Genomic DNA, 26,624 nt, shown 5'->3' on the forward strand with positions numbered 1-26,624 from the left:
GATCTGCAACCCTATCGCCCCCCTGCGCTAGACTTACTACTCGCTGTTCTCACATACCCCTTCCGTTTATGAAAAGACAATGATCTATACTTTTCCGCCAGCGCATTCAGCTTCTGCTTGGAAAGCTGACCTGCATTCATATGGAGACCTTTATTGCGAGCTTTTTGGATCTTCATGCCCCCACGATCTTTTGAATACAGGTAATTGCCGTAAGTTTCGAATTCAGAGAAGGCAAATTGCTTAGTGCGGTTCATGCTGTGTAGAATCGCCGAATACCAAGGCTTCTGATGCTTAACTTCAATCTCTCTTTTCATTTGAGTCAATTGGCTTCGTTCAAACAGCATATAATGCGTCACAAAAGAGGAACCAGATGCCGCCTTCCTACCCATCAGCTTCTTATAGGTTACAAAGTACTGCGGCTGACTCCAATTGCGGCTGTAAAAAATCGTCTTTCCTTTCTCTCGGAACCGATGAGGAGCGATTAAGACCGTATCTGCATCGATGACCAGAAAATAGTCAGCCGTACACAGCTTATCACCATTCAGCTTCAACAATTGCTGGAACAACCAACCGGATCTTTCCCATTTCCGTGAACGGTAATGAATATCTTTTTTAGTAATCGGTAGGACCGTATTCTCATCAACAAAGGTGCAGCCCTTTTTCCGGCAGAAATCCAGTATCCGTGTCTTTTTTGGAGCAACAATCAATATTCGACCTATCGGATGCTTAACATGTGTTCGGACAGCGTCAATAACATGAGGGAGTGTAGCTAAATCCTTCTCGATAGCCGGAATCAGTACATCTATGGTAGCGGCATGTCTTATACGAACCTTTATGGGCGAGGGCATACGGTCATCTCCATATCATGATTTTGCTTTAGGATATGAGGATAATAAGGAAAGGGAATGGGCTACACTGTAAACATAAGAGAGGGACACGAAGAGGAATAGGCATCACAGAATTGTACGGCTGAATGGAGTTTCAAGGGTTCGTGTGTCGGACAAAAAAGAAACAGACCAACGCCCAGCGTAATCAAGCCCACCGCAGCAACGAACATATTGGTTCCGAACATTGAAATCTTAGCTATCCGAACAGCGACTAAGTTGAGTCCACTATGCACGATAATGAGCGGGATGACGAGCCATGCCGAACTAGCAATAACTAATGTTGCCCCAATATGAAAAGCCGATGCCCAAATGCGCTCTAATATTCCCCAAAGCGGGCTAGCCTGAAGATTCCCCTGCGCCTGTAGTATTTCTTTGGCTTGCATGGATTTCTCATCCGTACGATTAATGATGGAAGTAATCATGATGACGCTAATCATTGTGTATAACACTTCAATTGCAGCCCAGCCTTGACCTACCGATTGTGCCCAGCCAAAAGCTCCAAGTCCGAATGCCTTCCAGTTCAGGTCATAACCCATCGACTTAAATAATGCCCAGTATAGAATAGGAATGAGAATAAACAGCGGTAAAAATCTCAGAGATCTTTTTGACACATCTGCAAATGAGTCTTGAAGCTTCGGGTCAGGTGTGGGATCAGGCTTATGCTCAACTTAGATGGACCTAGATCATAAGCGAAGTGATGATCTTTAGTAACAGATTCATGTGCTCATCTGAGGATTGCTCTGTGACATCAGCTGGTGAGATATCTTCTCCCCCATTTGCTAGGTAATACACCTTCTCAACGGTTCCACGTATTTTATTCTCTTCGACTACGTGCAGAATTCTCGCCTTAAGCAATTTGTTCAAATGACGGTACATAGTCGCTTGCGGAATATCCTCCAGTTCTTTCATTAGCTGCTGCGTCGTCCGTTTTCCCCCCAACAACTACAACTCAATAGCTTCATCCCGCACAAGGAGCCCATTTTTCTCTTTTCCGAGGCATTTTTGCCTTTCTTTTTGCTCGCAGAGCCCATTTTTCTCTTTTCCAAGGCATTTTTGCCTTTCTTTTCGTTCGCAGAGCCCATTTTTCTCTTTTCCAAGGCATTTTTGCCTTTCTTTTCGCTCACAGAGCCCATTTTTCTCTTTTCCGAGGCATTTTTGCCTTTCTTTTCGCTCGCAGAGCCCATTTTTCTCTTTTTCGAGGCACTCTTGCTTTTCTTTTCGTTCGCGGCCCCCGATTCCCGCTTTTCTACGGGATTTATACCGTACATTTCGCTCACAGAGTCCCACTATCACAACTAAACTCCACCTATCCCCTACACTATATCCAGCATTTTTTTCTGTGCAGCAAAAACGCTGGGATGGTATATTGTAGATTGGCTAAATTTAAGACACTATTTAAGATGAACTCAAAGCATCATAGAATTTAGATTCTTTGAGCTCACTCTATTCAGAAATATATGAAGGTGAATCTATTGAATAAGCTCTTATTTCATAATATCCCGCTGGGAGCAACCGGCGAACGCATCCCGCAAGCGGCAGTAGCTTCTGCGCAGACTAGCAAGGAGTTAGTGAAGCGGGAGGAGGGGGACTCCGCTTATTTCCGCAGGCTGGAGGAAGGCGGCATCCTGCTCAACCGCCCGCAGATTGCTGCGGTGCGGCATCATAAAGGGCCGCTGCTGACACTGGCCGGAGCAGGCTCCGGCAAAACCTCGGTTCTGATCTGCAGAACCGGTTATTTGTTGTCCGTACGCGGCGTCTCGCCGAGTCAGCTGCTATTGCTGACTTTTTCGAGTAAAGCCGCGGCAGAAATGCGCGAACGAATCGCCCTGCTGCCGGGAGTCAGCACAGCGGACGTCGCAAGGCTGCAGGCCCGCACGTTCCATTCCTTTTTCTTATTTTTCTTGCGCAGACAGGGATTGCAGCAGGAAATTTTCAGCGAGACACGGCGTCAGCATATCCTATTGAAGCAGATCATGCGTGAGCTCGGACTGCCGAAGGATGCTTATCCACCGGAAACCCTACTCTCGCTGCTCTCTTCCTGTAAAATGAACATGGGCACCGTGGAAGATCTGCCAGAAGGCACCACCGCCGAAAAAGAAATGAAATCCATTCTGGAAATATATGAACAATGGAAACTAGACAATTTCAAAATCGATTTCGATGATGTTCTCTTAATCGCTTATCGGATGCTGAAGGAGCGTCCGGTGCTTTTGCAAGAATTGCAGATGCGATATCTGTACGTGATGGTGGATGAGTTCCAGGATACAAACGCCTTGCAGTACGAACTTGTCAAAATGGTAGCTCACCCCCAGCACAATCTAATGGTAGTTGGTGACGATGATCAAACGATTTATTCCTTCAACGGGGCGCGCAGTGAGTTCATTCTAGAGTTCGAGAAGCTCTATCCCGGAGCACGGGTTATTACGCTCGATATTAATTACCGCTCAGGCCCAGCTATCGTTGGCCTTGGCAACGGCATTATCAAGCACAATACACGTCGGCGTTCCAAAACCCTGCAAGCCGCAAAAGGTAGTGGAAGTCAGCCACGATATATGCGTCCGCAAACTGCAGACGAAGAAGCCGAGCAGATGATTGAGCATATTTTAAACGAGGTTTCTAGCGGCAAAAGAGAATATAGCGACTTCGCCATGTTGTACCGGGCGTCGAGCAGCAATCGGGCCGTTCTCGAACTACTCCTTTTACGCGATATTCCCTATATTGATTACGGAGAAGGGCAATTATTGTACGAGCACTGGCTGATCTCTCCGGTAGTGGATCATTTGCGACTCTCCGTGAATCGGCGAAATTTTGCAGCGATGGAGAATATCCTGCCGACGCTATATATGAACCGTGAAAAAGGCATGAATCACATCCGCCAGATGGAAGCTAGACAGCCCAAGCAAGGACCGTTAATCCACTTATTGTCCATGCCCGGCATGGAGGATTTCAAAGGAACCAAGCTAAGAGATCGGCTCGATCTAATCCGGAATATACGCGAACTGACCCCAATACAAGCAATCCGGCAGATTCGTACCCAATTCTACGATTATTTCATCGAAGCGAATGAACGGCATCAAGCAACCTTACATCGCGAGACGTTAAAAGAAATGCTGGATGAACTAGAATCCTCGGCGGCGCGTTTTGACAGCATCCCTGCCTTTCTTGATTTCATAGATAATGTCACGGAGCGTAACGAGCATAATCGTCAACCTGGCACAAAAGAGCAAGGCAACCGGATCGCATTAATGACCATTCATAAATCAAAGGGGCTAGAGTTCCCTGTAGTCTTTTTAATTGGAGCGTCTGAGGGGATTCTTCCGCATAGCTCTGCACTGGAGGGTGATCGGCTGAAAGACCGCAAGCTTGCGGCCGGAAGCAGCGGAGCTTCAAGCTTAGCAGCACTGGAGGAGGAACGGAGACTGGCATATGTGGCCGTTACGAGAGCCCGCGAGGAGCTATTTATCAGCTCACCTGCACAGCATCGGGGTAAAAAAGCGGAGGTCTCCCGCTTCATGTTATCCGCCTTCCGTTCAGCGGTTTCTTCCACAGCAGCGACTACGGTGAGCAGAACAGTGACAACAAGATCCTTGCCGACCAGCCGAACAGCCGCTACAAAAACCCATGTCGTTCCGGTATGGAACTGCACGGGCAATAGTTGTCCTGGTTGGACACGCATGAAAGCTGGCGGAGCTGAGGATCATCTAACCTCAAAGCCCTGCCCCTTATGTAGCTCACCTATGACGAAGGATACTAGAGAAGTTCCCGTATGATTTACACGCAAAAAAAGCAAGTTTCCTCTTCCCTGGAAACTTGCTTTTTTAATATAAATATATATTTAGGCTGTAGTTACTACTGCTTCTTCAACTTCTTCATGTACAGTCTTAATCTGAATCATTACTGCATTCGGATCGGTCAGCACTTCGATTCCATCTTGGAAAATCAGGTCAGAAACTAGCAGCTGATCGCCAATATCAAGTTTACTAATATCTACTTCCATAGAAGTAGGCAAAACACCCGGCATACAACGTACTTCTACTTCATACAATTCCACTTGCAGTACGCCACCGGATTTCACACCGATTGCTTCACCCGCAAAATGAATCGTAACTTTACTATCCATATTTACAGACATGTTCACATGCTGGAAATCGATATGCAAGATTTTAGCTGACAGAGAATTCTTTTGAATATGCTGAACAATGATCGGCATTGCTTCACCGTCCATAGTTTTTGCTTGCAGAATAGCCCGTGGATTTTTTTTCAAAGTATCCAACAGCTCTTTTTCATTTACTTCTACATTCAAAGTATCTTTACCCACTCCATACAACACAGCCGGGATACGTCCCTGTTCTCTCGCTAATTTTTTTTGGGACTTTGTTTCGCCAGTACGCTTGTTTAATTGAATAAATTTACTCATTTTTTTATTTCCTGCTCTCTTTGACCATAAATTCTTGTCAATCTAATTATAACATGACCATATAATCTAGTCAAATTTAGCAGAATTCTCCCTTTTCCACACAAAAAAGAAGACTTGAGTGAATTCAACTTCCCATTCCTCAACTCTTCCCAACTGCACTTTCTCAATTTATTTAACTCTTACTTAATCCATTTTCACCTATCACTTCTTCTATTGTACAATCACTTTCATTCAACTCTTCGATTCCGATGAGTTCCCCAGGCTGTACATTAAAATATAAACAAAGCTTTAAGAGCAAGTCTCTGGGATACTGTACCATCTCATCCTTATACATACGGCGAACCGAGTCAAAGTGATAATTAATATCCTTAGCAAGCTTTCGTATAGAGAGTTTGGGATCATGATTCTCCATGACCACACTTAATTTACTACGGATAACCGGCATACATTCACCTCCAACTTAAGTCCACGCCCACAAAAATCCATCGCGATCCCACGCGATTTTGCCGCCGTGCAGCTTCCGGAAAGCTTTCTTTACTTCCTTGGACAGTGAGGCATTGCCATTCTCATTCACAAATACAAATTGTTCCCCAAAATTCTCTTTCACATATTCAATCGCCGCGGTCTGATACAAGGTACCCGTAAAACGAATCTCCTTAACCATCCATTCCGCTACATCTTGTGCTGTTACTTCCATATGGATGTGCCTCCTTTCATGTACTTCATGCTAAAATGTGCCCTCATTATAACATGAATACAGCCCGACCGGACAAACGTCCGAATCGGGCTGTATTAGGATGTCTTAATTATTGTGGATAGGTATGATTCGAAGGATAACGAGTCTTCTGTCCACCACTTACCATCAACAGAATCCCTGTAATCAAGTGTAATACCCATCCCACTATTGGAATCCAAGCCAATAAAGAAGTTACAATTCCGAGCACTGAACCATAGATAGATTCATTGTTCTTTAAAGATAAAATCAAAGTGATTAGATGAAGAATAAACATAAATCCCAGTACAGAGTATCCACTGAACACTACAATAGTAGCACCCAGAAATGGAATTGCCAAAATAATTTCAAACGAGCCTGTAATCCATTTCATAGCTTTAGAAGCACTCAAAAGACAACCTCCCAATAGGTAAAATATACAATTTATTATACAAAAACCCAGTGTTCCCGTATATGATTTTCATCTTGCTTTACTGTTTTATTTTCATCCTAAAATCACAGGTTCATTCACCTCATGAAGTGGTTGCTTTTGCACAAAAGGGGGCAAGCCTTCCTTGCTCATTGCAGCCGAAGGAGCAAGCCCTAAGCAGTGGCACATTAACGGAGCCAGACTTAATTGGGGGATTGCTTGATCTTCTTTTGCCAGAGGCAATGCATCTACTCCAAACGTATATAACGGCACATCCCGCTCGGAAGAGGTGATCCCTCCGTGGTACCCATTTGCGTTCATCCCATGATCTGCCGTAATCAGAATCTTATACCCCTGCTCCATCCAAATAGGCAAAACAGTGGCTAGCAGTCCATCGGCGTTACGCACGGAAAGCTCATATTCCTTGCTCTCCCCGCCAAAATGATGCCCGGCGTCATCTATATTCATGGAGTGAATGTATAGAAAATGTGGATCATAGGCACTTCGTAAATATACGGCATCGGCAAATACATGGCTGTCGGGATAGTGATCCTCGAAATAAAAGCTCCCATGCTGAATCGGCTTCATCACATTATGCTGATGGCGATCAGCCAGCGGATCAAAAGGGGCCGAATTATAAAGCTCACTGACCCAATGATAGGCTACAGCAGCTGTACGCAAATTAGCGTCTACTGCCAAATGAAATACACTCTCTTCATGGCTTGGTCTCACAATATGGTTGGCCGTAATCCCATTTTTGGACACAGGTGTACCCGTTAAGAGCACTTCATAAAGCGGGCGTGACAAACTGGGTAATTCCGACTGTACTCGATAGCAAGATAAGGATCCTTGCTCCACAAGATGCTCCAGATACCCCATGTATTTGCGAGCAGCATCATATCTAAGTCCGTCCAAGACAACCACAATGAGTTTATTGGTCATTTCTGTCATTCTACTCACGCTCCTTCTCGCTCTAAATGTAAAAGCTCGGAAGGGTTCAACGCCAATGTGACTTTGTCCCCTTCTCCAACCCGCAACCAGCGTCCATCATTTAAAAGATCAACCGTTAAGCAGATTCCTTCAGCCTCAACCGTACATCGAATGATATTCCCTAACACAGATACCGACTTAATCACTCCATTTACCAGTTGTGCTCCGGCAGCAGCCTCCTCTTGACCCGCCCCGTCATGCAGTAACGTTACGGCTTCAGGGCGAATGGCAAAGATATCCATACCACTATCTATGCCACGGAACAGCACCATCACCTCTGGCCGAGTCAATACGTTATAACTGCCCATGAACCGGGCAACGAACTCTGTGCGCGGCGCGGTGTACAGTCCTTCCGGTGTTCCATCTTGGACGATGCGTCCACCGTTCATAATGCAGATGCGGTCGGATAGAATCAGCGCTTCTTCCTGATCATGCGTAACGAATAGGGTCGTCATGTTAAAGCGCTTCTGAATATCACGAATTTCAGCACGTAGATTCTTACGAATCTTGGCATCGAGTGCACTCAGGGGTTCATCCAGCAGTAATACTTTGGGCTGTACGGCTAGAGAACGGGCCAGTGCTACCCGCTGCTGCTGTCCACCGGAGAGTGACTGCGGATAGACATCCCGTTTCTCCTCCAGATCAACCAAAGCCAGCAATTCGTCAGCGCGACTACGTCGGGCGGATTTGGATAAGCCGCGCATCTTCATACCATATTCAATATTCTGGCTCACCGTCAGATTAGGGAACAGGGCATAGGACTGAAACACCATCCCCACCTCGCGTTTACGGGGCGGCAGATTTGCCAGATCTTTATTTTCCAAAAGAATTCTGCCGCCATCCAGCTCCGAAAGGCCAGCTATGCAGCGCAGTAACGTGCTTTTTCCACAACCGGAGGGGCCCAGCAGCGTGACAAGCTCCCCTTCGCGAATCTCTAAATCTATATTGTCTAGCACACAGGTATCACCAAACATTTTGCGTATACCCTGCAGCTTCAGATAATCGTTCATCCCTTAACGCCTCCTCCCATCTTTTTACCTAGCTTCATCAGTACCATCGAAAGGACTAGAATGAACAGAAAATACGAGATAGCAATCGCACTGGCTAAATGTCCGCTTTCGCCCATTCTTTGATATAGATACACCTGAATCGTCTGAATATGCCCGCCAACTAGCATGTTTGTAAGGACAAATTCACCGAACAGAACGGAGAACGATAACAGGGTGGAGACGATAACGCCAGGCCAGATATTTGGCAAAATCACATTCACAAAAGCCGTTCTGCGGCGGGCACCAAGCAATTCTGCGGCATGCAGCAGTTCTACGGCGTTAACGGTCAACAGACTATTACGAATCCCCTGATACATATAGGGAAGAATGACCACAAAATACGCCCCCACCAATAAATAAGCTGTTCCAGCGATATCAAAGGGACCAGAGGAATAGGTACGAATAAGCCCCACCGCAGCCACTACACCAGGCACCGCATAAGGCAGAACAACAATCACTTTCATAAAGCTCTCCCAGCGTGGAAAATAAATGGTGATGACAAAAACAGCTGGCAGCATCACGGCCAGACTCAGCACCACGCTGATCAGGCATAAATACAGCGAGGTCCAAAGCGCCTCCAAAAAACGAATATCCTTAAACATTTCTCCGAACCAATTCAGGGTCCAAGCTTGAGGCAACAAGGTATTCTGCCAGTCCTGCGCGAAGGCATATATACCCGTTGCAAGCAGTGGAAGTAATAAATACACCATGAGCAGTAGCATGAAGGTGCGTGGAGCAAAGCCCGCTTTACGTATGTTCATCGCCGTGCCTCCTCACTAGCTGCTGTCCATATGCGCCGAGAAGATTTGGTTTTCACATCCGGTTTACTGAGCGCCTTCGCTCTAAATCTCTCCGTTCGCCGAACCATCAGATGATTCAAATAGACGGCCAAAATCGTAGTCAGACCCAGCATAACAGCAAGCGTACTCCCCATTTCTGGCTGAGTAACCACATCTCCAGCAACCAGTGAACCGATACGTACCGCCAGCAGATTATAATTCCCGCCAACCAAGGCGTACGCCGTGGCATAAGCACCCATTGCATTGGCAAACAGTATCCCGAGCGTGCCGAAAATCGCCGGAGTTAGAATCGGTAGCCCGATCGTCTTCCAGAACTGCCACGGTCCTGCTCCCAGCAAGGACGCCGCCTCTCTCCACTGCTCACGAATGCCATAAAAAGACGGATACAAAAGCAGTAAGGCTAAAGGAATCTGAAAATATACATACACCAGGATCAGACCAGACCAGCTATATAAATCAAAATCAGTAAAAACACTCCAGCCCCATTGTTTAAATAAGAGCGTAAATACCCCATTATTTCCGAGCAAAATAATATATGCAAAAGCTAGCGGAACCCCTGCAAAGTTAGAGGTCATATTCGACAGCATTAAGAGTCTGTCCCTTACCCTCGGAGTGAACCGAGTAATACAATATGCACAAAAAAGTCCGACAATGATCCCTATCAGACTTGAGGTTAAAGAAATCAGCAGGCTGTTCTTGATTGCCTGCATATAATAGGCACTTTGCAGGGCATGCAGATAATTGCCTAGCGTAAACCCAGTCCCATCGGCCTTTTGGAAACTTCCTGTCAGCATGGACAATACAGGTACCAGCTGAAATGCCAACACCATTAGTGCAAACGGAATGAGTGCCAGGATCACACCGCGGCTTTTCTGTTTCAACTTCCTCACTCCTTGTCGCGGGAATAGAACAAGGGCACCTTACGGCATCGTAACGAAGGCGCCCTGTTTCTCTTTTTGGGGGAAGAACAATTCTAGTTCAAATGCACAAGTACACGTTCCTGCCATAATTGCGGAATAGTCTTAGCTGTCTCTTCCCATACCTTGTAATCACCAACAGGCTTAGCGTTAACATATTCCTCTTTTGGCAGTAGCTTAGCAGCAACATCATCTGGTAGCTTTACACTGTCACGGATCGGACGCGCGTACCCTTTGGCAAGATTAATCTGTCCTTCATCACTAAGGATGTATTGACGTGTCAGCTTGGCAGCATTAGGGTGAGGCGCATATTTGTTAATGATCGTTGCATAACCGCTCACAACACTGCCTTCCTTAGGAATGGCTACAGCGAAGCCATCTTTGTTGATCTGATCTCTATAGTTCAAAGCATTGAAATCCCACAGTAGGGTAACTTCTACTTCCCCTTTTTCAATGTTGGCAAGGGAAGCTTCTGCATTGGAGAGACGTCCTTTTTTAGCTAAATCTTCGAAAAAAGCAATCCCCGGCTCAATGTTCGACTCATCACCACCAAAGGCAATCGCTGCGGCCAATACAGCCATCTGCGCTTGAGCAGCTTTGGTTACGTCACCAACGATGATTTTGTAATTGCCGTTCTTCATATCTTCCCAGCTCTTCGGTGAATTAGTCACGAGCTTGGTGTTCGTCAGGAACGAAATCGTCCCTTGATAGCCGACAATCCAATTCCCGTCCTTATCCTTAGCCCAATCAGGGATCTCATCCCAGTAGGTGGTTTTATAAGGTTGTGTTACTCCTTTCTCCACAGCAACCGATCCAAAAGCAATCCCTACATCTCCGATGTCAGCCGTTGGTTTATCTTTTTCCGCCTCAAACTTGGCAATTTCCTCCGCGCTCGACATATCCGTATCTGAATGTGTAAGACCATATTTACTACTCATATCACTCCATGTATCTTTCCAGTTCGCCCAGGAATCCGGCATCCCCACGCTGATAACACTGCCCTCTTCTTTAGCTTTACTCTCGATCTCGGTCAGACTTAATTCTTTGGTGCCAGCATTTCCATTCGTTGATTCGTCAGCCTTAGCCGAATTTCCACAAGCAGCAAGCAACAGGACGAGCAAGGATAACATTAGACCGATCGATAATTGATTTTTGATCCCTTTTTTCATGATTTCCCCTTCACTCCTATTTCTTATTTGCGGGCTTCTCTATGCTCCAACTGTTAGGCACCCAATTGCAGTATAGGCGTGTACTATTTTCGCGGCATTAAGGAGGATAGGAATATTTGTAAATAAAAAGTAAGACATACCAAAAACCACCTGATCCACTCAGGCGGTTTTGGTGTTTATGTTTAAAACTATATTATCTTCTACGCGCCGCTACACTAACCACGCCGTATCTATAGAGCACTTTCTTGCCGAACCAACCGAACAATCGATCCGTAAAGAAGCCCATAAAGCCAAGACAGAATAACCCTACAAAGATCCAATCTGTCCGAAAAAATAAACGAGAATTCCAGATCAGATAACCTACACCTTCGTTCGAAGCAATCATTTCCGCACCGATAATCGCCATATACGAGGTTCCCATCGCTAAACGGATGCCTGTAAAAATATACGGTATCGTCGCCGGGACGATCACATGAATCAGGATTTGCCACTCACTGGCACCCATACTGCGGGCTGAACGGATTTTATCCTCCTCTACGGACATCACACCGGTTAAGGTATTCAACACCACAATAAAAAAGGTAGCGTACATAATCAACGCAATCTTCGACTGCTCCCCAATGCCAAACCACACTAGAAACAATGTAATGAACGCAATCGGCGGGATAAAACGAATAAAGTTCAGAAAAGGCTCTGCAAAGATACGAATCACATTCACCTTTCCAATAATCAGACCTACGGGAATCGCCATTAGACTGCCGAGTACCCAGCCAATTAGCACCCGGTAAAAGCTAATCCCGATATATTGCATCAAAGTTCCGTCTTCCAGCAGTTCCCGTCCACCCTTAAGCGTACTCCACGGTCCAGGGATTACATCAGGACCGTAGATCACCGCCCCAAGCTGCCAGATGCAGAGTGCGGTAATCCATAGTATCGAAACGGAAACCCATTTCTTTTCCACCCATTTCATCATCTGTCCCACCCTATCCTATTCTTCGAAATGGCTCTGAATTTGGTTGTATAGCGAGTAAAATTCAGGTGAGGCTACGTCCCGCGGATAAGGCAGCGTATTGTCATAAATGTCCGTAATGTTAGAGGAAGGTCCTACAGACATAATGCCGATCCGTTCCCCCAGCAGCAAGGCTTCCTGAATATCATGGGTTACAAAAATCACCGTCTTATGCGTCTGTTGCCAGATGTTGACCAGTTCCTTCTGCATCGTCCTCCGGGTCATCGCATCAAGTGCACCAAAGGGTTCATCCATCAGCAGGATTGCCGGATCATTGGCGAGCACCCGTGCCAGCTGTACACGCTGCTTCATGCCTCCTGATAGCTCCTTCGGGAACTTTTCCTCATGACCGTTCAGACCTACAAGCCCGATGAACCTATCCGATATCGTGCGCCGTTCAGCCCTTGCGATTTTCTTCATTCGCAGTCCAAACTCCACATTCTCTCGAACCGTCAGCCAAGGGAATAAAGAGGAATCTGCTTGCTGAAACACAACTGCCCGATCTCTGCCAGGCTTATTCACCTCTTCGTTATCCACCCGAAGGTTACCGCCGGATTTGGAAACAAATCCGGCGATCATATTCAGCAGCGTCGATTTTCCGCAGCCACTTGGACCGAGTAGAACGAAGAACTCTCCGCCTTTGATTACGAGATTCACATCTTTAATAATATAATGAACGTCTCCGGCGGTTGGCTCACTGTAGCTCTTACGAAGCTGCTCAATATGAATGGTGTGCTGCTTGGCAGGTAATGACATGCTGAACCCTCCTATTTCTTATACGTAACTTCTTCCGGCAATGCTTTGGTCAGCGGTTCAAGATTCAGCTTGTGATCCAGATCGAAATCCTTCTCAATGATTCCAGTGTCGACCATATATTTCTTCTGCTTAGTCAGACTGTCATAAGCCGCCTGTGTGAATCCGAGAGCCCATGGATTGTTCGGAAGATCTTTGATCGTCGATTCCTTAGGCTGCTTCACTTCCTCGTACATCAAATCAGCAACCTCATCTGGATGGGCCTGGGCATAGCCCCCTGCTTCATCCACTGCTGCGAGAAAGTTCGCGATCCCCTCTGGATTTTTTGTTACAAAATCATTCCCTGCTACAATGCCCATCCCTAACCGTACGGTTGTTTTGGACATATCCGTCAGCTCATGTACGCCTGCAAGGGCACCCAGCTTATCATTAAGAACTGAACCATAGAACCATGCGCCATCCACAGCCCCTTGCTTCAAAGCGATATAAGATTCGTCAAAGGCTCCCTGTCCTATCAATTCCACATCGCTTAATGCAAGTTGATGTTCTTTCAAATACTCATCCCAAAGGTACGGAATGAAGGTTCCACGAATAAAGCTTAGCTTCTTGCCTTTCAATTCCTCAGCTGTCTTGATATCATCCTGTACAAACAGCTTCCATTCTGTAGAAGCTTCATCTGTCGCCAGACCTGCTGAGGCGATGATAGAGTAATCTCCCTTCGACACTGCGTTCAGCAAGGGAAAGTCCGCTCCGAAAGCTACATCCACCTGTTTAATGAAGAGTGCATTTACACCTTCTGCCGGGGAACCAAAGTTGACTAGTTCGGCGTCTATCCCGTGTTTGACAAAGATACCTTTATCTAATGCCACACGAAAGGTTGGATTCGTATTGATGTCAGCGATTTTAATCTTCAATGTCTCTTTTTTGCCGTTCAATGCTCCATCTTTAGAGGACGACGCATCACCTTTGGAGCTGCAACCTGATAATAGGATAACAACGGATAAGGATAAGAGCAGAAAGCTTGAGCTGATCCATGACTTTTTCACAACGACATCCCCCTCAAATGTATTAGTTGGCTTTGCGGCTACTACCTTCATCAGTCGTCGCCACACAAGCAGCCCCCTCAACAAACGGCAGGGTGGTCGCCACGCTTACTACAGAATCCGAACCTTTAGAAGCGGCCCCTGGCACTCTGAACTGCGTGACATCTATCGGCTCAATCGCTTGTTCTACCGGCTTCTCCAGCTGTGGTACCCACGCATAAGGTACACGATAGGAACGGTAAACCATGTTCGTGTTTCTGGAGTCGTTATACGGTGAGATGTATTCCCAGACCAGTTCATGCTCTGGCGTAACTTCAAATAATCTGCCATTGGAACCTTCTGTAATTAAGGTGTTGCCATTCGGAAGCCGCTGTGCTGAGCTGATATAAGGACTGTAGAATTTGTAAGAATCCGTCGGAACGGAGAAGCCTGCTTCTGCCGCGGTATACTGCCATTCAATTTCGAGCGTCACTGGATTGATCTCTAGAATTCTTGAGTAGTCACGAAGTGCATTCTTTTGCCCAAAGGGTGAAGATGGATTGGGAAGACCGTAACCGCCCCAACCTCCATTATCAAATACGAGTAGGTTTCCTTCTCCCGGCAAGCCCTTCGGAATGATGTGCGCATGATGCTGGCCAATGATCCAATCGATATGCTTCAATTCCGGCAGTGAGTAATCTGGACCGATTCTCCACACGATGGCCCCAGTACGCTTATCTGTAATTGCGATAATATTCGCTTCCCGTGCATCCCAGATCACGTTATCTGGATGGAAACGCTCATCGCCTGCATCGTAAAACTTATTAGGTCCTACATACGAAGCTGAATTGATATGCAACCAGTCACCCACACCGCCCCCCAGATTCCCGAAGGAGCGTGAGTTAGGATCACGGAATAGGACGTTTTTTGCCGCTTCATCAAAGCCGAGCTCTGCAAAATGTTCGTTCGGAGCCCACTCCCAGACGACATTCCCTTCCCAATCCACTTCGATAATCGTGTCATCCAGCAGCTGTTTATCGGAGATTTGGTGGTTGTAGATATTTTTGTGAGCGAGGATTAGGGTATTGCCACCGTCTACCTTAGGCTCTAGCCCTGGTGCAAAATAACCCACTGGATTGCCTTCGCGCTGATAGTCATGATGCTGGCGGGCATACCAAAGCGGTTCATAACCCGGATCTTCTATATGTTCATAGCTGTTATATTTCCATACAATGTTACCGTCCCAATCGACCTGCACCAGATCTACATTATCCTGAATGCCAAATTTCGGATCTCTTCTTCCTGTGCTGCCTAGCACATAACCACCAGGGAAGATTTTAGCCGGAAACCCGAGCAGCCCCTTCCATAGATGTACTTCTTTACCGTTCATATCAATCAGTACAACGCCTTCTTCACCCGCTTGAAATACGGTATAGCCACTCCATGCTTTGTTCGGATTATATACGGTTGCTCCAGTTGGAAATATGGTTGAATGTCCCATCGTTCATCTCTCCTACATTTAATTTATTTTAGTAGCTAAGATAATTACTTTTCTTTGTGACCGCTCGTGGCTTCTGTTGAAGGTTTGGCGAGGCCTCAGCCTCAGCATTCTCCTTCGCCAGCTTCAGCAAGATGTCTGAGAATCCTTCGAGATTGCTGATGATCCGCTGATAGAAGTGACTTTGCTGCGCCAATTCCTCTTCCGTAAATCCCTCAAACAGAAGCGAAATACATCGTTCCCCAATGTTGCTGTTAAGCTCCGCCATCTGCCGGCCTTTGTCCGTGATGTCCAGCATCACCGTCCTGCGGTCCCCTTCCTTACGTCTGCGCACAGTAAATCCGCCTGCCTCAAGCTTATCGCTCAAAGCGGTGATCGCACCTGACGTAAAGTCCAGTTCATCCGCTAAATCCCCAAGCCGCTGTTCACCCTCGCGAATGATTTTATGTAGAATCAGCATGCCTGGTAAGGAGATCCCTTCCACAGTGACCTTATCCCGCTCCTTTACGAATCTGCGGACCACCTTGCGGAATACCCAGTCCGTCTCCTCCATCTGTCTCCAATACGTATCGCTCATGCCTACCCCAGCTTTCTCCCTATTAGCCAACAAAAAAAGACTCCCAGCACATACCCCTGACAAGGGAAAGTGCGGGAGCCTTTGGCGGTCCAATCGGCTCGGATGAATTGTTTCACTGTTCATTTAATTAGTGTTTAAGTATTGCTGATATCATATACCCCTTTATTCCTACGTGTCAAGTATGTATTTTGAATACTGAAAAATTCCCACACCCATAACGGCGTAGATCGATGGCTTGATCCAATTCAAAATTAAATAAAATTTAAGTTTTTTCATTGACAATTTGCCCATTGTTAAATATATTGTACGTAAGAATAAATGTTTACCTAGGGAAACAAATTAAACTATTAAAATAAATGTTTCCAAGAGGAAACAAATCAATAAATTTTAAGATGAGGAGTTTTTTAATGATTGAAATTAGAAACCTAAACGTGGATTATTTCGGTAATTCAGCGCTAGAAAATGTAAATATAGATATTCCCTTTGGGTACACCATCGGAATTATCGGGCCAAATGGTGCGGGGAAATCCACATTCATTAAATCATTGTTAGAAGTAATCAAGAAGAGAAGCGGAACGGTGATGGTCGAGGGAAGAGACATTTCTGAGTATAAACGGAAGATCGCATATGTACCGCAAAAAAATGACATTGACCTTACTTTTCCAATCACAGTGAAAGATACTGTGCTAACTGGAACCTACCCAAACTTGAAGATCTTCCAGCGCCCCGGAAAAAAAGAGCGGCAAAGCGTTGAGGAATGTATGACCATGGTAGATATAAGTGATCTTGCGAATAAACAAATTAGTAATTTGTCTGGAGGACAACTACAAAGGGTTTTTATTGCCAGAGCGCTCGCCCAAAAAGCAGATGTATTTTTTTTAGACGAACCTTTTGTCGGCATTGATCTAGTCAGTGAGAAAATCATTGTAAAGCTGCTTAAACAGCTTCGCGAAGAAGGAAAGACCATATTGATCGTTCATCATGATTTACATGAAGTCGAAGAATATTTTGACAAAGTAATCATCCTTAATAAAAAACTTATTGCTTTTGGCGATGTGAAAGACACCTTTACAGCCGATAATATCCTCAATGCTTACGGGGCGTCCTTAGGCAATCTGGTGATCAAAGGAATGGGAGGCGCCGAAAATGATTGATTATTTCTCATCATTATTAAACATTCCAATCTATGCACTTAACGCCGGATTGTCTGCTATCATTCTTGGCATTGTTTCAGGGGTTTTAGGAAGTTTTATTGTACTCAGAAAGATGTCATTAATGGGAGATGCTTTGTCTCATGCTGTATTACCAGGTGTGGCGTTATCTTATATTTTAGGGATTAATATTCTTGTGGGAGCATCATTGTTTGGACTTTTAGCGGCCATTCTCATTCAATTTATTACAAGTCGCAGCAATATCAAAAGTGATACCTCAATCGGAATTATACTCAGCTCATTTTTTGCTCTAGGAATTGTCCTCATCACCTTTGCCAAGAGCGGACTTGATTTAACTCATATTTTATTTGGTAACATTCTGGCCGTCCCACAGTCCGAGTTAATGCAATCATTTATTATCATGCTTGTTGTTATAGCCATCATTTCGTTGTTGTATAAAGAGCTGTTAATTAGTTCGTTTGATCCTGTCGTCTCTAAAGCATTTGGTTTAAAAACGGGGTTCTATCATTATTTATTGATGATGCTGCTATCCGTGGTTACCGTATCCTCATTATCTCAAGTTGGAATTGTGCTTGTGATTGCAATGCTGGTTATTCCAGCAGCTACATCTTATCTTTGGACGAATAAGCTGATCCATATGATTATCCTGGCTTCTACCATCGGCGCTGTATCTGGAATTATAGGTGTGATCATTAGCTTTAGATTCAATTTACCTACAAGTGCCACCATTGTTCTAGTAGGCGTAAGTTTGTTTGCTATATCTTTTATTATCTCGCCCAAAAATAATTTTCTAAGAAAAGGGGTTAAACAAGGATGAAAACAATAAAGATGCTCTCTTTGACAATGTTCATTTTACTATTTACCGCATGCTCAAATGTTAGTGAAGGAGAAGCAGACAATGACAAGTTGAAGATTGTTGCAACCTACTCCATTATCGCGGATATGACCGAAAACATTGTAGGGGAAAAAGCCGAGGTCTATAGCATGGTTCCCATCGGAACAGACCCGCATATGTACGATCCACTACCTAAAGACACAAGTAAAGTATCTAGCGCAGATTTAGTTTTTTATAACGGATTGAACCTGGAAACGGGTAAGGGGTGGTTCCAAGATCTTCTTGATGTCACTAATAAAAAGGATGTCGCTTTTGCAGTCTCAGATGAAGTAACTCCAATGTACCTAACAGAAAAAGGCAAAGAAACTCAAGAAGATCCTCATGCCTGGCTTGATGTTCAGAATGCTATTAAGTATGTAGATATCATCACTAAACATGTTATCGAAAAAGATCCGGACAACAAAGAGTTTTATCTGAATAACCAATCAGAATATGTTAAGAAGCTTAATGAATTGGATCAATATGCAAAAGAAGCGGTAGAAAAAGTCCCGCAGGAGAAACGTATTTTGGTTACAAGCGAAGGGGCATTTAAGTATTTTTCAAAAGCCTACGGATTTGAGTCCGCATTTATTTGGGAAATCAATACCGATAGTCAAGGAACGCCAGAACAAATGAAAAACATAATTAACATTATTGATGAAAATCAAGTGCCAGCTTTATTTCTGGAAACGAGCGTTAATCCGAAAACAATGGAAACCATCTCCAACGAAACGGGTGTACCGATACATTCTAAGATTTTCACCGATTCTTTAGCTAAGAAAGGCGAAGAAGGCGACACATACATTAAGATGATTAAATGGAATATTGATAAAGTCGTTGAAGGATTGTCGTCATAAAAAAAGGCTGTCGAGATTTTTCTCGACAGCCTTAACTCTCTTTTAAAGGATAAACCAAATATCCGTGACAAGGTCAGCTAGCTGCAAGTATTCGAGCGCCTGATGATCTTTCCCCAATCGTCGACACAGCTCGGTCCCCCACTCATATAACGACAGTAATTCATGAGAAGAGAAGGCAAGGGTGATTTTTCACCTGTTCTCACAGAGAGAACCCGAAAGTATAATCCGAGAGCTCCCTGTTCACTACAGGAATATGTGAGCACCAAAGAATAAAATGTCTAATCTCCTCTGGCAGCTCCTCCAGCTTCTGCTCCACACGCTGATGTTCACTTTCTTTTACAGCCAGTAAGCGTCCATTGGTCGCTGTTAGTCGCTGAGATAACAATCGGATAAAATAAGCTGACAAGGTCGCATTCTCTGCAATCAGGCGGTCAAACATTTTTCGGTCGATTACGTAAAGTGTAGTTTCTACCGCTGCCTGAGCACCTGCCGAACGAGCTTCACCTGTTAGCAGCGCCATCTCTCCAAGCACTTCCCATTGTCCAAGCAGCGCTAAAGAGCGGCGGCCACCTTCTTCCGTGTTCAAGAATAGCTCAATAGTGCCTCTTTCAACGATAAACATCCGATCCCCAGGATCACCCTGTTCAAACAGATGGGTACCCGCAGGAAGCTCCAGCTTCGTAAGCATTCCTAGCAGTTTAGCCTGCTCCATATTCGAAAGATTCTTAAACATCTCTATTCCTGTCAGCTTTACTTGCCATATGAATAGAAAGAATTTCCTGCCTTCCTAGAAGAAAAGGGATATAGGATGCAAAAAATGACAAAAAGCAGACCAGAGTCACTCCTGCCTGCCTTTGCCATCCTATTATTATAAATTGATTATTCCATAAAGCAGTTTTGCAATTTCAGCACGGGTTACTTTGCCACGAGGATCGAAGTTATTGTCGCCCTTGCCATCAAGGATTCCCTTAGCTTTCAATTCACTTACCGCTTGCTTCGCCCACGCTGATACGCTGTTCATATCCTTAAAGCTTGCAGTAGCAGCAACGGAAGACTGTGCTCCAGCTTTGTACTGTATCAATTTCTGCAGGACAACAGCCGCTTCTTCACGAGTAATCGCATCTTTAGGACGGAACTTGCCATCACTGCCTTGGATGAGTCCAAGCTGGACAGCCTTGTCTATTGATGATGCATAATAAGCATCTTTTGATACATCCGCAAAAGCACCATTTCCCGTAGTTTCACTAGTTTCGTCCAATCCGAGTGAACGAATGGCTAGTGTAACAAAATCTGCACGGGTTACATTCGCTTGTGGACCATAGTGTGTATCGTCGATTCCCTTAATCACATGCTTAGCCGTTAGCTTGGAAATATACAACTCTGCCCAGTGACCATCGGTATCACTAAACTGCTTAACGTATTCCAGCACCGTGAAGGAAGAGAAATGATCGGTTGTAAAGGTAACGGTATTATCTTTAAACACTCCACCCAAGTACTCCAAGGTGTTCCCATTCACATAATAGACACCCGCAAAATCTGTATTGATCTTATCGAGTTGTTCCTTCGTCAGCGTCAAGGTAATTGTAACGGCACCTTTAAACTGGTGAACAGCCGTTTCTTTGCCGCCTTCTGTGGTACTGAGGTTCAGCGTAACGGTAGCCCTGGATGGACTCATTCCAGAGACATTGGTTTGTAGCGTAAGCGTACTTGTATCAACGCTCAGCAGCAGCCTATCACTGCCGGCTGGGATCGCTGGTAAGGCGCTTGTTGGTACGCTCAATGTAACGTTGGAAGTCACAATGCTCAGATTCAGCTTCTTATCGACAGCCTGTTGTATGCTCGCTGCATCAAGTGCAAGTTTAACATGATCTTGGGTCGAAGCCCCTCCGCCCAAGCTAATCTTGATGTTTCCACCTGTCGCAGCCTCTTCTATCAGCTTCTTCCACGCTGTAGAATCAGCGGTATACGTACCGTCACTTGCCAAGGTCAGTTCAATGCTTCCTTTTACCGCCACAGGTGCAGCTGTAGGACTCGGAGTCACTGTAGGCACTGGCGAAACTACTGGAGGTGCTGTTTCCTCTGGCGTCGGCGTAGGTGTTACATCCTCTTTGCCAGTATAGAAGCCCCAAATGTCTGAAAGCACACTACCGGAGTGATCATCCTCGACCTTTGTATACCACTGGTAGTAACTGTCTGGATTCAGCTTACTCCAAGTGACCTGAGTCTCCGCACCGCTCTCTACTTGCTGATTGGCTGCGATTGTCTGATCACTGTAAACCTTAACTCCGATGTAATCGGTAGCTACACGTTTAGTTACAGGCTGCAGATCCAGATCTAGTGCGAACTCATCTTTGCCTGGGAATTCATTTTCATCATAATAATTATAATCATCTAAATAAGGTGAATAAGTCTTCACACGAAGCTTATTGTTAGCAACATCGAACTGAAGCAGACGAATATAACCAAGTCCACCCTCTTCGGCACCTTGATAGTCTGCCAGCATTTGATATACACTGCGGTCCGCGATGCCATCTCCGTTATCATCCAGCTCATCTACCTTAAGCTCCGCATCATGATAATGACCAGACAGAGCTGCGATTACGTTCTTGTTAGGTTTTACAACCTTTTCAAAGATCGTATCAGCAATCGGTGCACGGTTATTAGATACCAGCAGGTACTCATGAAGACAAAGAATCGCTTTACGCTCTGGATAACGGGCAACGATCTCATTCATCCATTCAATTTCTTCTTCAGCCAGTCCCCAGCCCATATATACGATAATGAAATCATTTCCGTTCGCAGATACTAAATCATAATGGCCCCGGTTGTTGTCATAAGAGCCACCGAAGGCCGGCATATCCTTGAATCTCCATTCCCCAAAGTACTGCCAGAATTTCGTATAATCTCCGGTTTGATGACCTACATCATGGTTACCCGCAAGAACACCATATGGAATACCTGCATCCTCGAGTACCTTCATGTTCCGATCGGCTTCTTCCCATTGATATTCCTGATAGGACTTGTCCACTACATCTCCCGTATGAATTACATATTTCAAGTTCAAGTTATCCTTATTATCGGCAATCCACTTTACATTTTTCTGATAAATGTAAGGGTAGCTTTGAGAATAATATTGCGTATCAGACATCCATACAAAGGAAAAATCATAGGTATCCTGCGTAACTGTAGGTGCAGTTTTAGCTACGGACGCAATCTCGTCCTGAGCCATGACAGCAATGCTATTTCCGCTAGCATATTCTCCAACAGTCACCGTAGATTTCAGTTCAAAATCCTCAGTACCAGCGATTAAATGGTCCAATTGAATCCATTTTTCTCCGGCAGGACTCCACGCGTAGAGACTTACTTTACGACCTGGAAGTGAATTACCCTTCCATTCAATATCCACAAGATCTGAAGCCTTCACGGATTCATCCAGCTTGATTTCATAACGCTGATAAGGGAATTTCTGGACAGCATCGTTAATTAAATACTGACCATCTACTTCACTTATTTTGCTGTATTCGTCACTGCTAAGGGCTTGTTCGCCCGCAGGAACGGATTGCTTCGGCGGTTCTGTATCGGATGCGTTCTTAAATCCGGCAAATCCTTGCTCTGGATGGTTGCCATCGTACTTGAAGCCTCTATAAAAGGTAACATCCATCTTATCCTGGTTAGGATCTTCAACCTTAACCTTCAAAGTCGGATTCGTACCCACACCGCTCTCCCAGTTCTCCGGTGAGATCAAGAGTGGTGCAAATGGATTCTCATTCGGTACATGGAATGTAATTACCTTTTCCACCTGATTACCTATCTTATCCAAGGCAGTGATAGAAAGCATATGGTCTCCACCGGACAGCTTTCCGGATGAAGTAGCATACGGCAGTTCAATAACATTACCGTCCAGCTTCACGCTGACTTTATCTACACCTGTGTAAGTATCCTTGATCTCAGCAGTAATTACGAAATTACCACGATAGGTTTTTCCTTCTTCAATCGAAGCTTTGATAGATGGCGGCGTATTGTCCACAATTACATTTGACGAGACCTTGGATCCGCCTTCGGTTACTGTTACTTTATGTTCTCCGTCAGTTACATCTTTAGTATTCCAGTTATACGCCTTCGAACGGAATAAATCCGATTTCAGATCGAACCGGAAGCCGATGGATTCATGTTTCCCTGCGCTGTCCCCCATCTTAATTTCTTTATCACGTTCTGCATAAGCAGGGTCCCAAACTTCTGTGCCATCTGCAAGTAATAGGCGCACATTCTTCATTTCAAAATCGTCTTTGTTCTCCTCCGGGCGAGGGTCAAAAGGTGATGATTTAGAACCCGCCCGAATGTAGATCATATTATCCGTACCCACTTGTAAAGCGGCAGAGGAGATCGGGAAGGTCAAGGTCGTATACGTAGTAATCGGGTCCATGAAGGTGTATAGAATGCTCGCATCCCCTAATTCTTCCGGTCCCATTGTGATGCCGTTTTTGAAATAATAATCTACATTCTTCGCATCAAATACAAAGTAAGCATCATTCTCAAGCGCGGCATATGCCTCGTTATTGCCGAGTACCTTATTGTCGATGCTCAGTTCTACTTGATCAGCTTTTGCGGTAGCAGAGGTTCCTTTTACCGTCATAGAGCCATTAATGAATTGCCCTTCCTTCACATTCAAACGAAGCGCTGATTGATCGGGACCACCTGTAATTTTCACTTTCATTACCGGAGATTCGGTCTCATTCGTGCCATCGGAAACGACGAAATAATACTGTATTTCATTTCTGCCAATCAGATCAGCAGACGACAACTTATAATGATACAGGCTATCGTTGAAGTCCTGAGACAGATTATGGCTGACAAAATCAGGCTGCTTATCCGTAGCCACTCTTACTTCTACGGATGTGACAGCTTTATTGTCATCCGCGAAAGCCTTCAAATCGAGACTCATCGACTGATCAATTTCCGTTACACCTGTCAAATCATCTACTGTTGGCTTCGCCGTATCCGGCTCCACATGGATCGGTGTGTTAGGAAGCTGTACTACATCCGCCTGCCCTGGTGACGGAACAGCTGATCCTATGCTAATCTTGAGCATTTTACTTTGCCCATTCACAGGATACTTGTATAGAAGGGCTTTATTTTCTTTGGTGTCATCGCCTTTAGCTCCACCATCATAGGTAAGGTCAGCATCATAATAAGCGGAGGAAATTTCCTTCTCCGTGTTACTCTTAATTACGACTGCCCGGCGGCCAGAGTTGGCCATCCCATCACTTTTGATTAGAAAGAGATCCGTGCCATCGATCAGATTTGTGTTAAATTCTGTATTAAAATCATTAGCAGTGTATGTACTGTTAGCACTATTAATAACCCAGAACACTACGGACTGCTGTGCCGGAATCACAAAACTCTCTTTCGTAGAGGGCCACTTCACATCGGAAGCGTTGCCTTTATCAGGATAGCGATAGTAGATCTTGTAGTTCTTAAAATCAATCGCTGCATCAGTATTGTTATATACCTCAATGAATTCAAAGGCATCGCTGCTTGTTCCTTTAACATTCATCGAATTCGGCAGCAGCTCTGTAATTAACAGCGGCGGCACATTATTCGAATCGAATGCAGGTAGGTTCACATGAACAGAATAGTTCTCTGTTACATTGTTTACGCGGATGCTGTAATGCAGTTCTGGCTCTTCCAGCGCTGCTGCAGGAATCAACGCTGTGTACTCATCACCACCCTTTGATGTCATGGTGATCACCGTATCTTTGACCTGAGAAGGAGAGCCATATTGCAGCTTCACTACCGGTAGCGCTCCATCTGGTCCACTCTCTAAGTTCTTAATCTTCGCGGTGATGGGAAGATCAGCTGGATCTACACTGCTCTGCGAGTGGTGTTCAATTACCGGTTGCTTGTCTCCAGGCACTAGCTCAGGCAGTTGTTCTGGATCTAGGGTTCCAGGTGTAGCCGTAACTGTTCCCGAAATCGCCATGAGACTCATCGTAGAGCTATCGGATTGCGAATACTTATAGAATATTCCGTTGTTTTCCTTCACCTGTTCTTTTCCATAAGAAGCTGAGACAATTAATGCATCTCCTGCTTTACTTTTAATTTGTAAGTTACGCGTAGAAGTGTTAGCCATACCACCGCCACCGTTAATACGGAACAGGTTTACACCTTCCTGCAGAGATGCTGAAGGAGTAAAGTTTTTGATGAAATCCTCGGCAGGAACACTCAGATTATTGCCATTCATAATCCAGAAGACGATATTTCCATGCGCCGGTATTACCGTATCGCCATTTGGTGTCCAAGTATCTTTGTCATTATAAAAGAAATAATAATCCTTAAAGTTAACCGGCTCGTCCGTATTATTGTAGACCTCAACAAATTCGTAACCATCCACAGAGGTTCCATCTGCACCCTTTACATTTTTAGTATCTGGAACAACCTCTGTAATAAGTAAAGAGCCTGGGTTGGTTGGTGTCGCATACACATCTGCCATTACTGTCGGTTGACTTAAAAGTGTGTCGAGCTTAACCTGTTCATCAAAATGTGCCCCTAATTCGGAAGATGTCTGCTCCGTATCCAGCTGCTGCTCTTCAGCATATCCTGCTGGAGCCATTATCCCCAGCATCAGACTGCCTGCAATTACGCTGGATAGAAAACGTTTAGCTTGTGCTGTTATTCTCAAAACTCCGAACACTCCCCATTTGTTTGATTGTGATCCAGTGCATAAATATACATTGAAGATCATCTGGAAAGTATACCTGTGGTGTATTATCGCTATATTATTCCAATGTTAAATCTTTAGGTTATCTTAAATATTGTTTAAGCTTCAGCTCAGCTTCCCGGGTTATAATAGAAGCAAGTTAAACCACAATAGTCACAGACACTTTCACCGGAAACCCATAAAACGTTATTTGCAAAATAAGAAAAGAGGACTCTAATGGATATAAAAAGAGTGATTATAGTAGGAACCGTAGTTATAGTAATGTCTTTCGGAAATGCTTGGAGTAGCCTTACTGCTAACGCAAGCTCGTCTGCGCAATGGTCCACCGCAAGTGTTGCGGATAAAGACGAATTATTATTAAAAGCCCTTAACCAACCCACAGATGAAGATCTTTACGATGCCTTATATGACGGCAAGTCACTTCAAGATATTGCATCAGAACAAAACACAGATATTGAAGATGTGATCAATCTACAGGTAGCCCAGCTAACGGAACAGCTAGATTCACGACTAGCTTCCGGAAGCATTACAGCCGAGCAGTATGCAACACATACAGCGGAGCTTAGGGACATCGTTACGGAGAGTGTTCTCACTTCTTTCGGCTAAAAAAGATACATATAATGGCCGTACAACATTTCTCCGCGCCCAAGCTAAAACGCCTTGGGCGTCCCTAATGGACGGTAAGCGTTTATGCGAGAAATATAAGGATAATATATAGCGTAGAGATTATAAATTCTTATATTTAAATGAAGAGGGTGATCTGATAGCCATTG

25 protein-coding genes are annotated in these 26,624 nt (G+C 44.8%); 5 read left to right on the plus strand and 20 right to left on the minus strand.

Annotated elements, in window-relative coordinates; all coding sequences use genetic code 11:
• Positions 1-11: 11 nt before the first annotated feature.
• From UQ64_RS12720 to UQ64_RS12735, 4 genes are all read right to left on the minus strand, one after another.
• On the minus strand, positions 12-848 hold the full coding sequence (locus UQ64_RS12720) for a DUF6492 family protein (protein WP_060623852.1): 837 nt from the start codon (positions 846-848) through the stop codon (positions 12-14).
• A gap of 62 nt (positions 849-910) precedes the next feature.
• Positions 911-1,498, minus strand: coding sequence for a hypothetical protein (locus UQ64_RS12725; protein ID WP_156417535.1), 588 nt, complete (start codon positions 1,496-1,498; stop codon positions 911-913).
• 67 nt (positions 1,499-1,565) lie between these two features.
• A complete protein-coding gene (locus tag UQ64_RS12730; protein WP_060623854.1) occupies positions 1,566-1,796 on the minus strand; it encodes a helix-turn-helix domain-containing protein in 231 nt (76 codons plus the stop codon).
• Positions 1,796-2,164, minus strand: coding sequence for a hypothetical protein (locus UQ64_RS12735; protein WP_156417536.1), 369 nt, complete (start codon positions 2,162-2,164; stop codon positions 1,796-1,798). The genes UQ64_RS12730 and UQ64_RS12735 overlap by 1 nt, the downstream gene beginning before the upstream one ends.
• 195 nt (positions 2,165-2,359) lie before the next feature.
• On the opposite strand from UQ64_RS12735, the gene UQ64_RS12740 reads away from it, so the two are divergent.
• Positions 2,360-4,657 carry a UvrD-helicase domain-containing protein gene (locus tag UQ64_RS12740; RefSeq protein ID WP_060623856.1) on the plus strand — a complete coding sequence of 766 codons (2,298 nt, stop codon included), beginning with the start codon at positions 2,360-2,362 and terminating at the stop codon, positions 4,655-4,657.
• Positions 4,658-4,722: 65 nt separating this feature from the next.
• Here the strand turns inward: UQ64_RS12740 and UQ64_RS12745 are convergent, their stop codons facing one another.
• The 14 genes from UQ64_RS12745 to UQ64_RS12810 all read right to left on the minus strand — a co-directional run bounded on the left by UQ64_RS12745 (position 4,723) and on the right by UQ64_RS12810 (position 16,230).
• The gene (locus tag UQ64_RS12745) at positions 4,723-5,304 is read right to left on the minus strand and encodes a 50S ribosomal protein L25 (protein ID WP_060623857.1); all 582 of its coding nucleotides are present in this window, start codon (positions 5,302-5,304) and stop codon (positions 4,723-4,725) included.
• 172 nt (positions 5,305-5,476) lie between these two features.
• Positions 5,477-5,749 (minus strand): helix-turn-helix domain-containing protein, encoded by a 273-nt coding sequence (locus UQ64_RS12750; RefSeq protein ID WP_082651112.1) that lies wholly within the window; start codon positions 5,747-5,749, stop codon positions 5,477-5,479.
• Positions 5,750-5,764: 15 nt separating this feature from the next.
• Positions 5,765-6,001 carry a DUF6953 family protein gene (locus tag UQ64_RS12755; RefSeq protein WP_042123499.1) on the minus strand — a complete coding sequence of 79 codons (237 nt, stop codon included), beginning with the start codon at positions 5,999-6,001 and terminating at the stop codon, positions 5,765-5,767.
• Positions 6,002-6,110: 109 nt separating this feature from the next.
• Positions 6,111-6,428 carry a hypothetical protein gene (locus tag UQ64_RS12760; protein WP_060623858.1) on the minus strand — a complete coding sequence of 106 codons (318 nt, stop codon included), beginning with the start codon at positions 6,426-6,428 and terminating at the stop codon, positions 6,111-6,113.
• A 93-nt stretch (positions 6,429-6,521) separates the two neighbouring features.
• A complete protein-coding gene (locus UQ64_RS12765; protein ID WP_060623859.1) occupies positions 6,522-7,397 on the minus strand; it encodes an alkaline phosphatase family protein in 876 nt (291 codons plus the stop codon).
• 5 nt (positions 7,398-7,402) lie between these two features.
• Entirely contained in the window at positions 7,403-8,446 is a 1,044-nt protein-coding gene (locus UQ64_RS12770; RefSeq protein ID WP_060623860.1) for an ABC transporter ATP-binding protein, read from the minus strand.
• Complete coding sequence (locus UQ64_RS12775; RefSeq protein WP_060623861.1) at positions 8,443-9,246, minus strand: ABC transporter permease; 804 nt, start codon at positions 9,244-9,246, stop codon at positions 8,443-8,445. Before UQ64_RS12775 ends, UQ64_RS12770 begins: the two co-directional genes overlap by 4 nt.
• Positions 9,243-10,166 (minus strand): ABC transporter permease, encoded by a 924-nt coding sequence (locus UQ64_RS12780; RefSeq protein ID WP_060623862.1) that lies wholly within the window; start codon positions 10,164-10,166, stop codon positions 9,243-9,245. Before UQ64_RS12780 ends, UQ64_RS12775 begins: the two co-directional genes overlap by 4 nt.
• A 92-nt stretch (positions 10,167-10,258) precedes the next feature.
• On the minus strand, positions 10,259-11,371 hold the full coding sequence (locus UQ64_RS12785) for an ABC transporter substrate-binding protein (protein ID WP_060623863.1): 1,113 nt from the start codon (positions 11,369-11,371) through the stop codon (positions 10,259-10,261).
• Between the two features lie 193 nt (positions 11,372-11,564).
• Positions 11,565-12,341 (minus strand): ABC transporter permease, encoded by a 777-nt coding sequence (locus tag UQ64_RS12790; protein WP_060623864.1) that lies wholly within the window; start codon positions 12,339-12,341, stop codon positions 11,565-11,567.
• An 18-nt stretch (positions 12,342-12,359) separates the two neighbouring features.
• Positions 12,360-13,136 carry an ABC transporter ATP-binding protein gene (locus tag UQ64_RS12795; protein ID WP_060623865.1) on the minus strand — a complete coding sequence of 259 codons (777 nt, stop codon included), beginning with the start codon at positions 13,134-13,136 and terminating at the stop codon, positions 12,360-12,362.
• Between the two features lie 11 nt (positions 13,137-13,147).
• Positions 13,148-14,179 (minus strand): ABC transporter substrate-binding protein, encoded by a 1,032-nt coding sequence (locus UQ64_RS12800; RefSeq protein ID WP_060623876.1) that lies wholly within the window; start codon positions 14,177-14,179, stop codon positions 13,148-13,150.
• A gap of 22 nt (positions 14,180-14,201) precedes the next feature.
• Entirely contained in the window at positions 14,202-15,656 is a 1,455-nt protein-coding gene (locus UQ64_RS12805) for an aryl-sulfate sulfotransferase (protein ID WP_060623866.1), read from the minus strand.
• Between the two features lie 28 nt (positions 15,657-15,684).
• Entirely contained in the window at positions 15,685-16,230 is a 546-nt protein-coding gene (locus UQ64_RS12810) for a MarR family winged helix-turn-helix transcriptional regulator (protein ID WP_060623877.1), read from the minus strand.
• A 410-nt stretch (positions 16,231-16,640) separates the two neighbouring features.
• On the opposite strand from UQ64_RS12810, the gene UQ64_RS12815 reads away from it, so the two are divergent.
• The 3 genes from UQ64_RS12815 to UQ64_RS12825 are packed head-to-tail and all read left to right on the plus strand — an operon-like array spanning position 16,641 to position 19,133.
• The gene (locus tag UQ64_RS12815) at positions 16,641-17,384 is read left to right on the plus strand and encodes a metal ABC transporter ATP-binding protein (RefSeq protein ID WP_209445786.1); all 744 of its coding nucleotides are present in this window, start codon (positions 16,641-16,643) and stop codon (positions 17,382-17,384) included.
• Positions 17,377-18,219 (plus strand): metal ABC transporter permease, encoded by an 843-nt coding sequence (locus UQ64_RS12820; protein WP_042184200.1) that lies wholly within the window; start codon positions 17,377-17,379, stop codon positions 18,217-18,219. The genes UQ64_RS12815 and UQ64_RS12820 overlap by 8 nt, the downstream gene beginning before the upstream one ends.
• Positions 18,216-19,133 carry a metal ABC transporter substrate-binding protein gene (locus UQ64_RS12825; protein WP_060623868.1) on the plus strand — a complete coding sequence of 306 codons (918 nt, stop codon included), beginning with the start codon at positions 18,216-18,218 and terminating at the stop codon, positions 19,131-19,133. The genes UQ64_RS12820 and UQ64_RS12825 overlap by 4 nt, the downstream gene beginning before the upstream one ends.
• Before the next feature lie 199 nt (positions 19,134-19,332).
• On the opposite strand, the gene UQ64_RS12830 is transcribed toward UQ64_RS12825, so the two are convergent.
• Positions 19,333-19,866, minus strand: coding sequence for a Crp/Fnr family transcriptional regulator (locus UQ64_RS12830; RefSeq protein WP_060623869.1), 534 nt, complete (start codon positions 19,864-19,866; stop codon positions 19,333-19,335).
• A gap of 135 nt (positions 19,867-20,001) precedes the next feature.
• Positions 20,002-25,812, minus strand: a complete 5,811-nt coding sequence (locus tag UQ64_RS12835; protein ID WP_060623870.1) for an S-layer homology domain-containing protein — start codon at positions 25,810-25,812, stop codon at positions 20,002-20,004.
• 255 nt (positions 25,813-26,067) lie between these two features.
• Between UQ64_RS12835 and UQ64_RS12840 the strand changes: the two genes are divergently transcribed.
• Positions 26,068-26,457, plus strand: a complete 390-nt coding sequence (locus tag UQ64_RS12840) for a hypothetical protein (protein WP_060623871.1) — start codon at positions 26,068-26,070, stop codon at positions 26,455-26,457.
• Positions 26,458-26,624: the final 167 nt, after the last annotated feature.

The organism is Paenibacillus etheri (assembly GCF_001012825.1).
Lineage (GTDB): Bacteria > Bacillota > Bacilli > Paenibacillales > Paenibacillaceae > Paenibacillus_AQ > Paenibacillus_AQ etheri.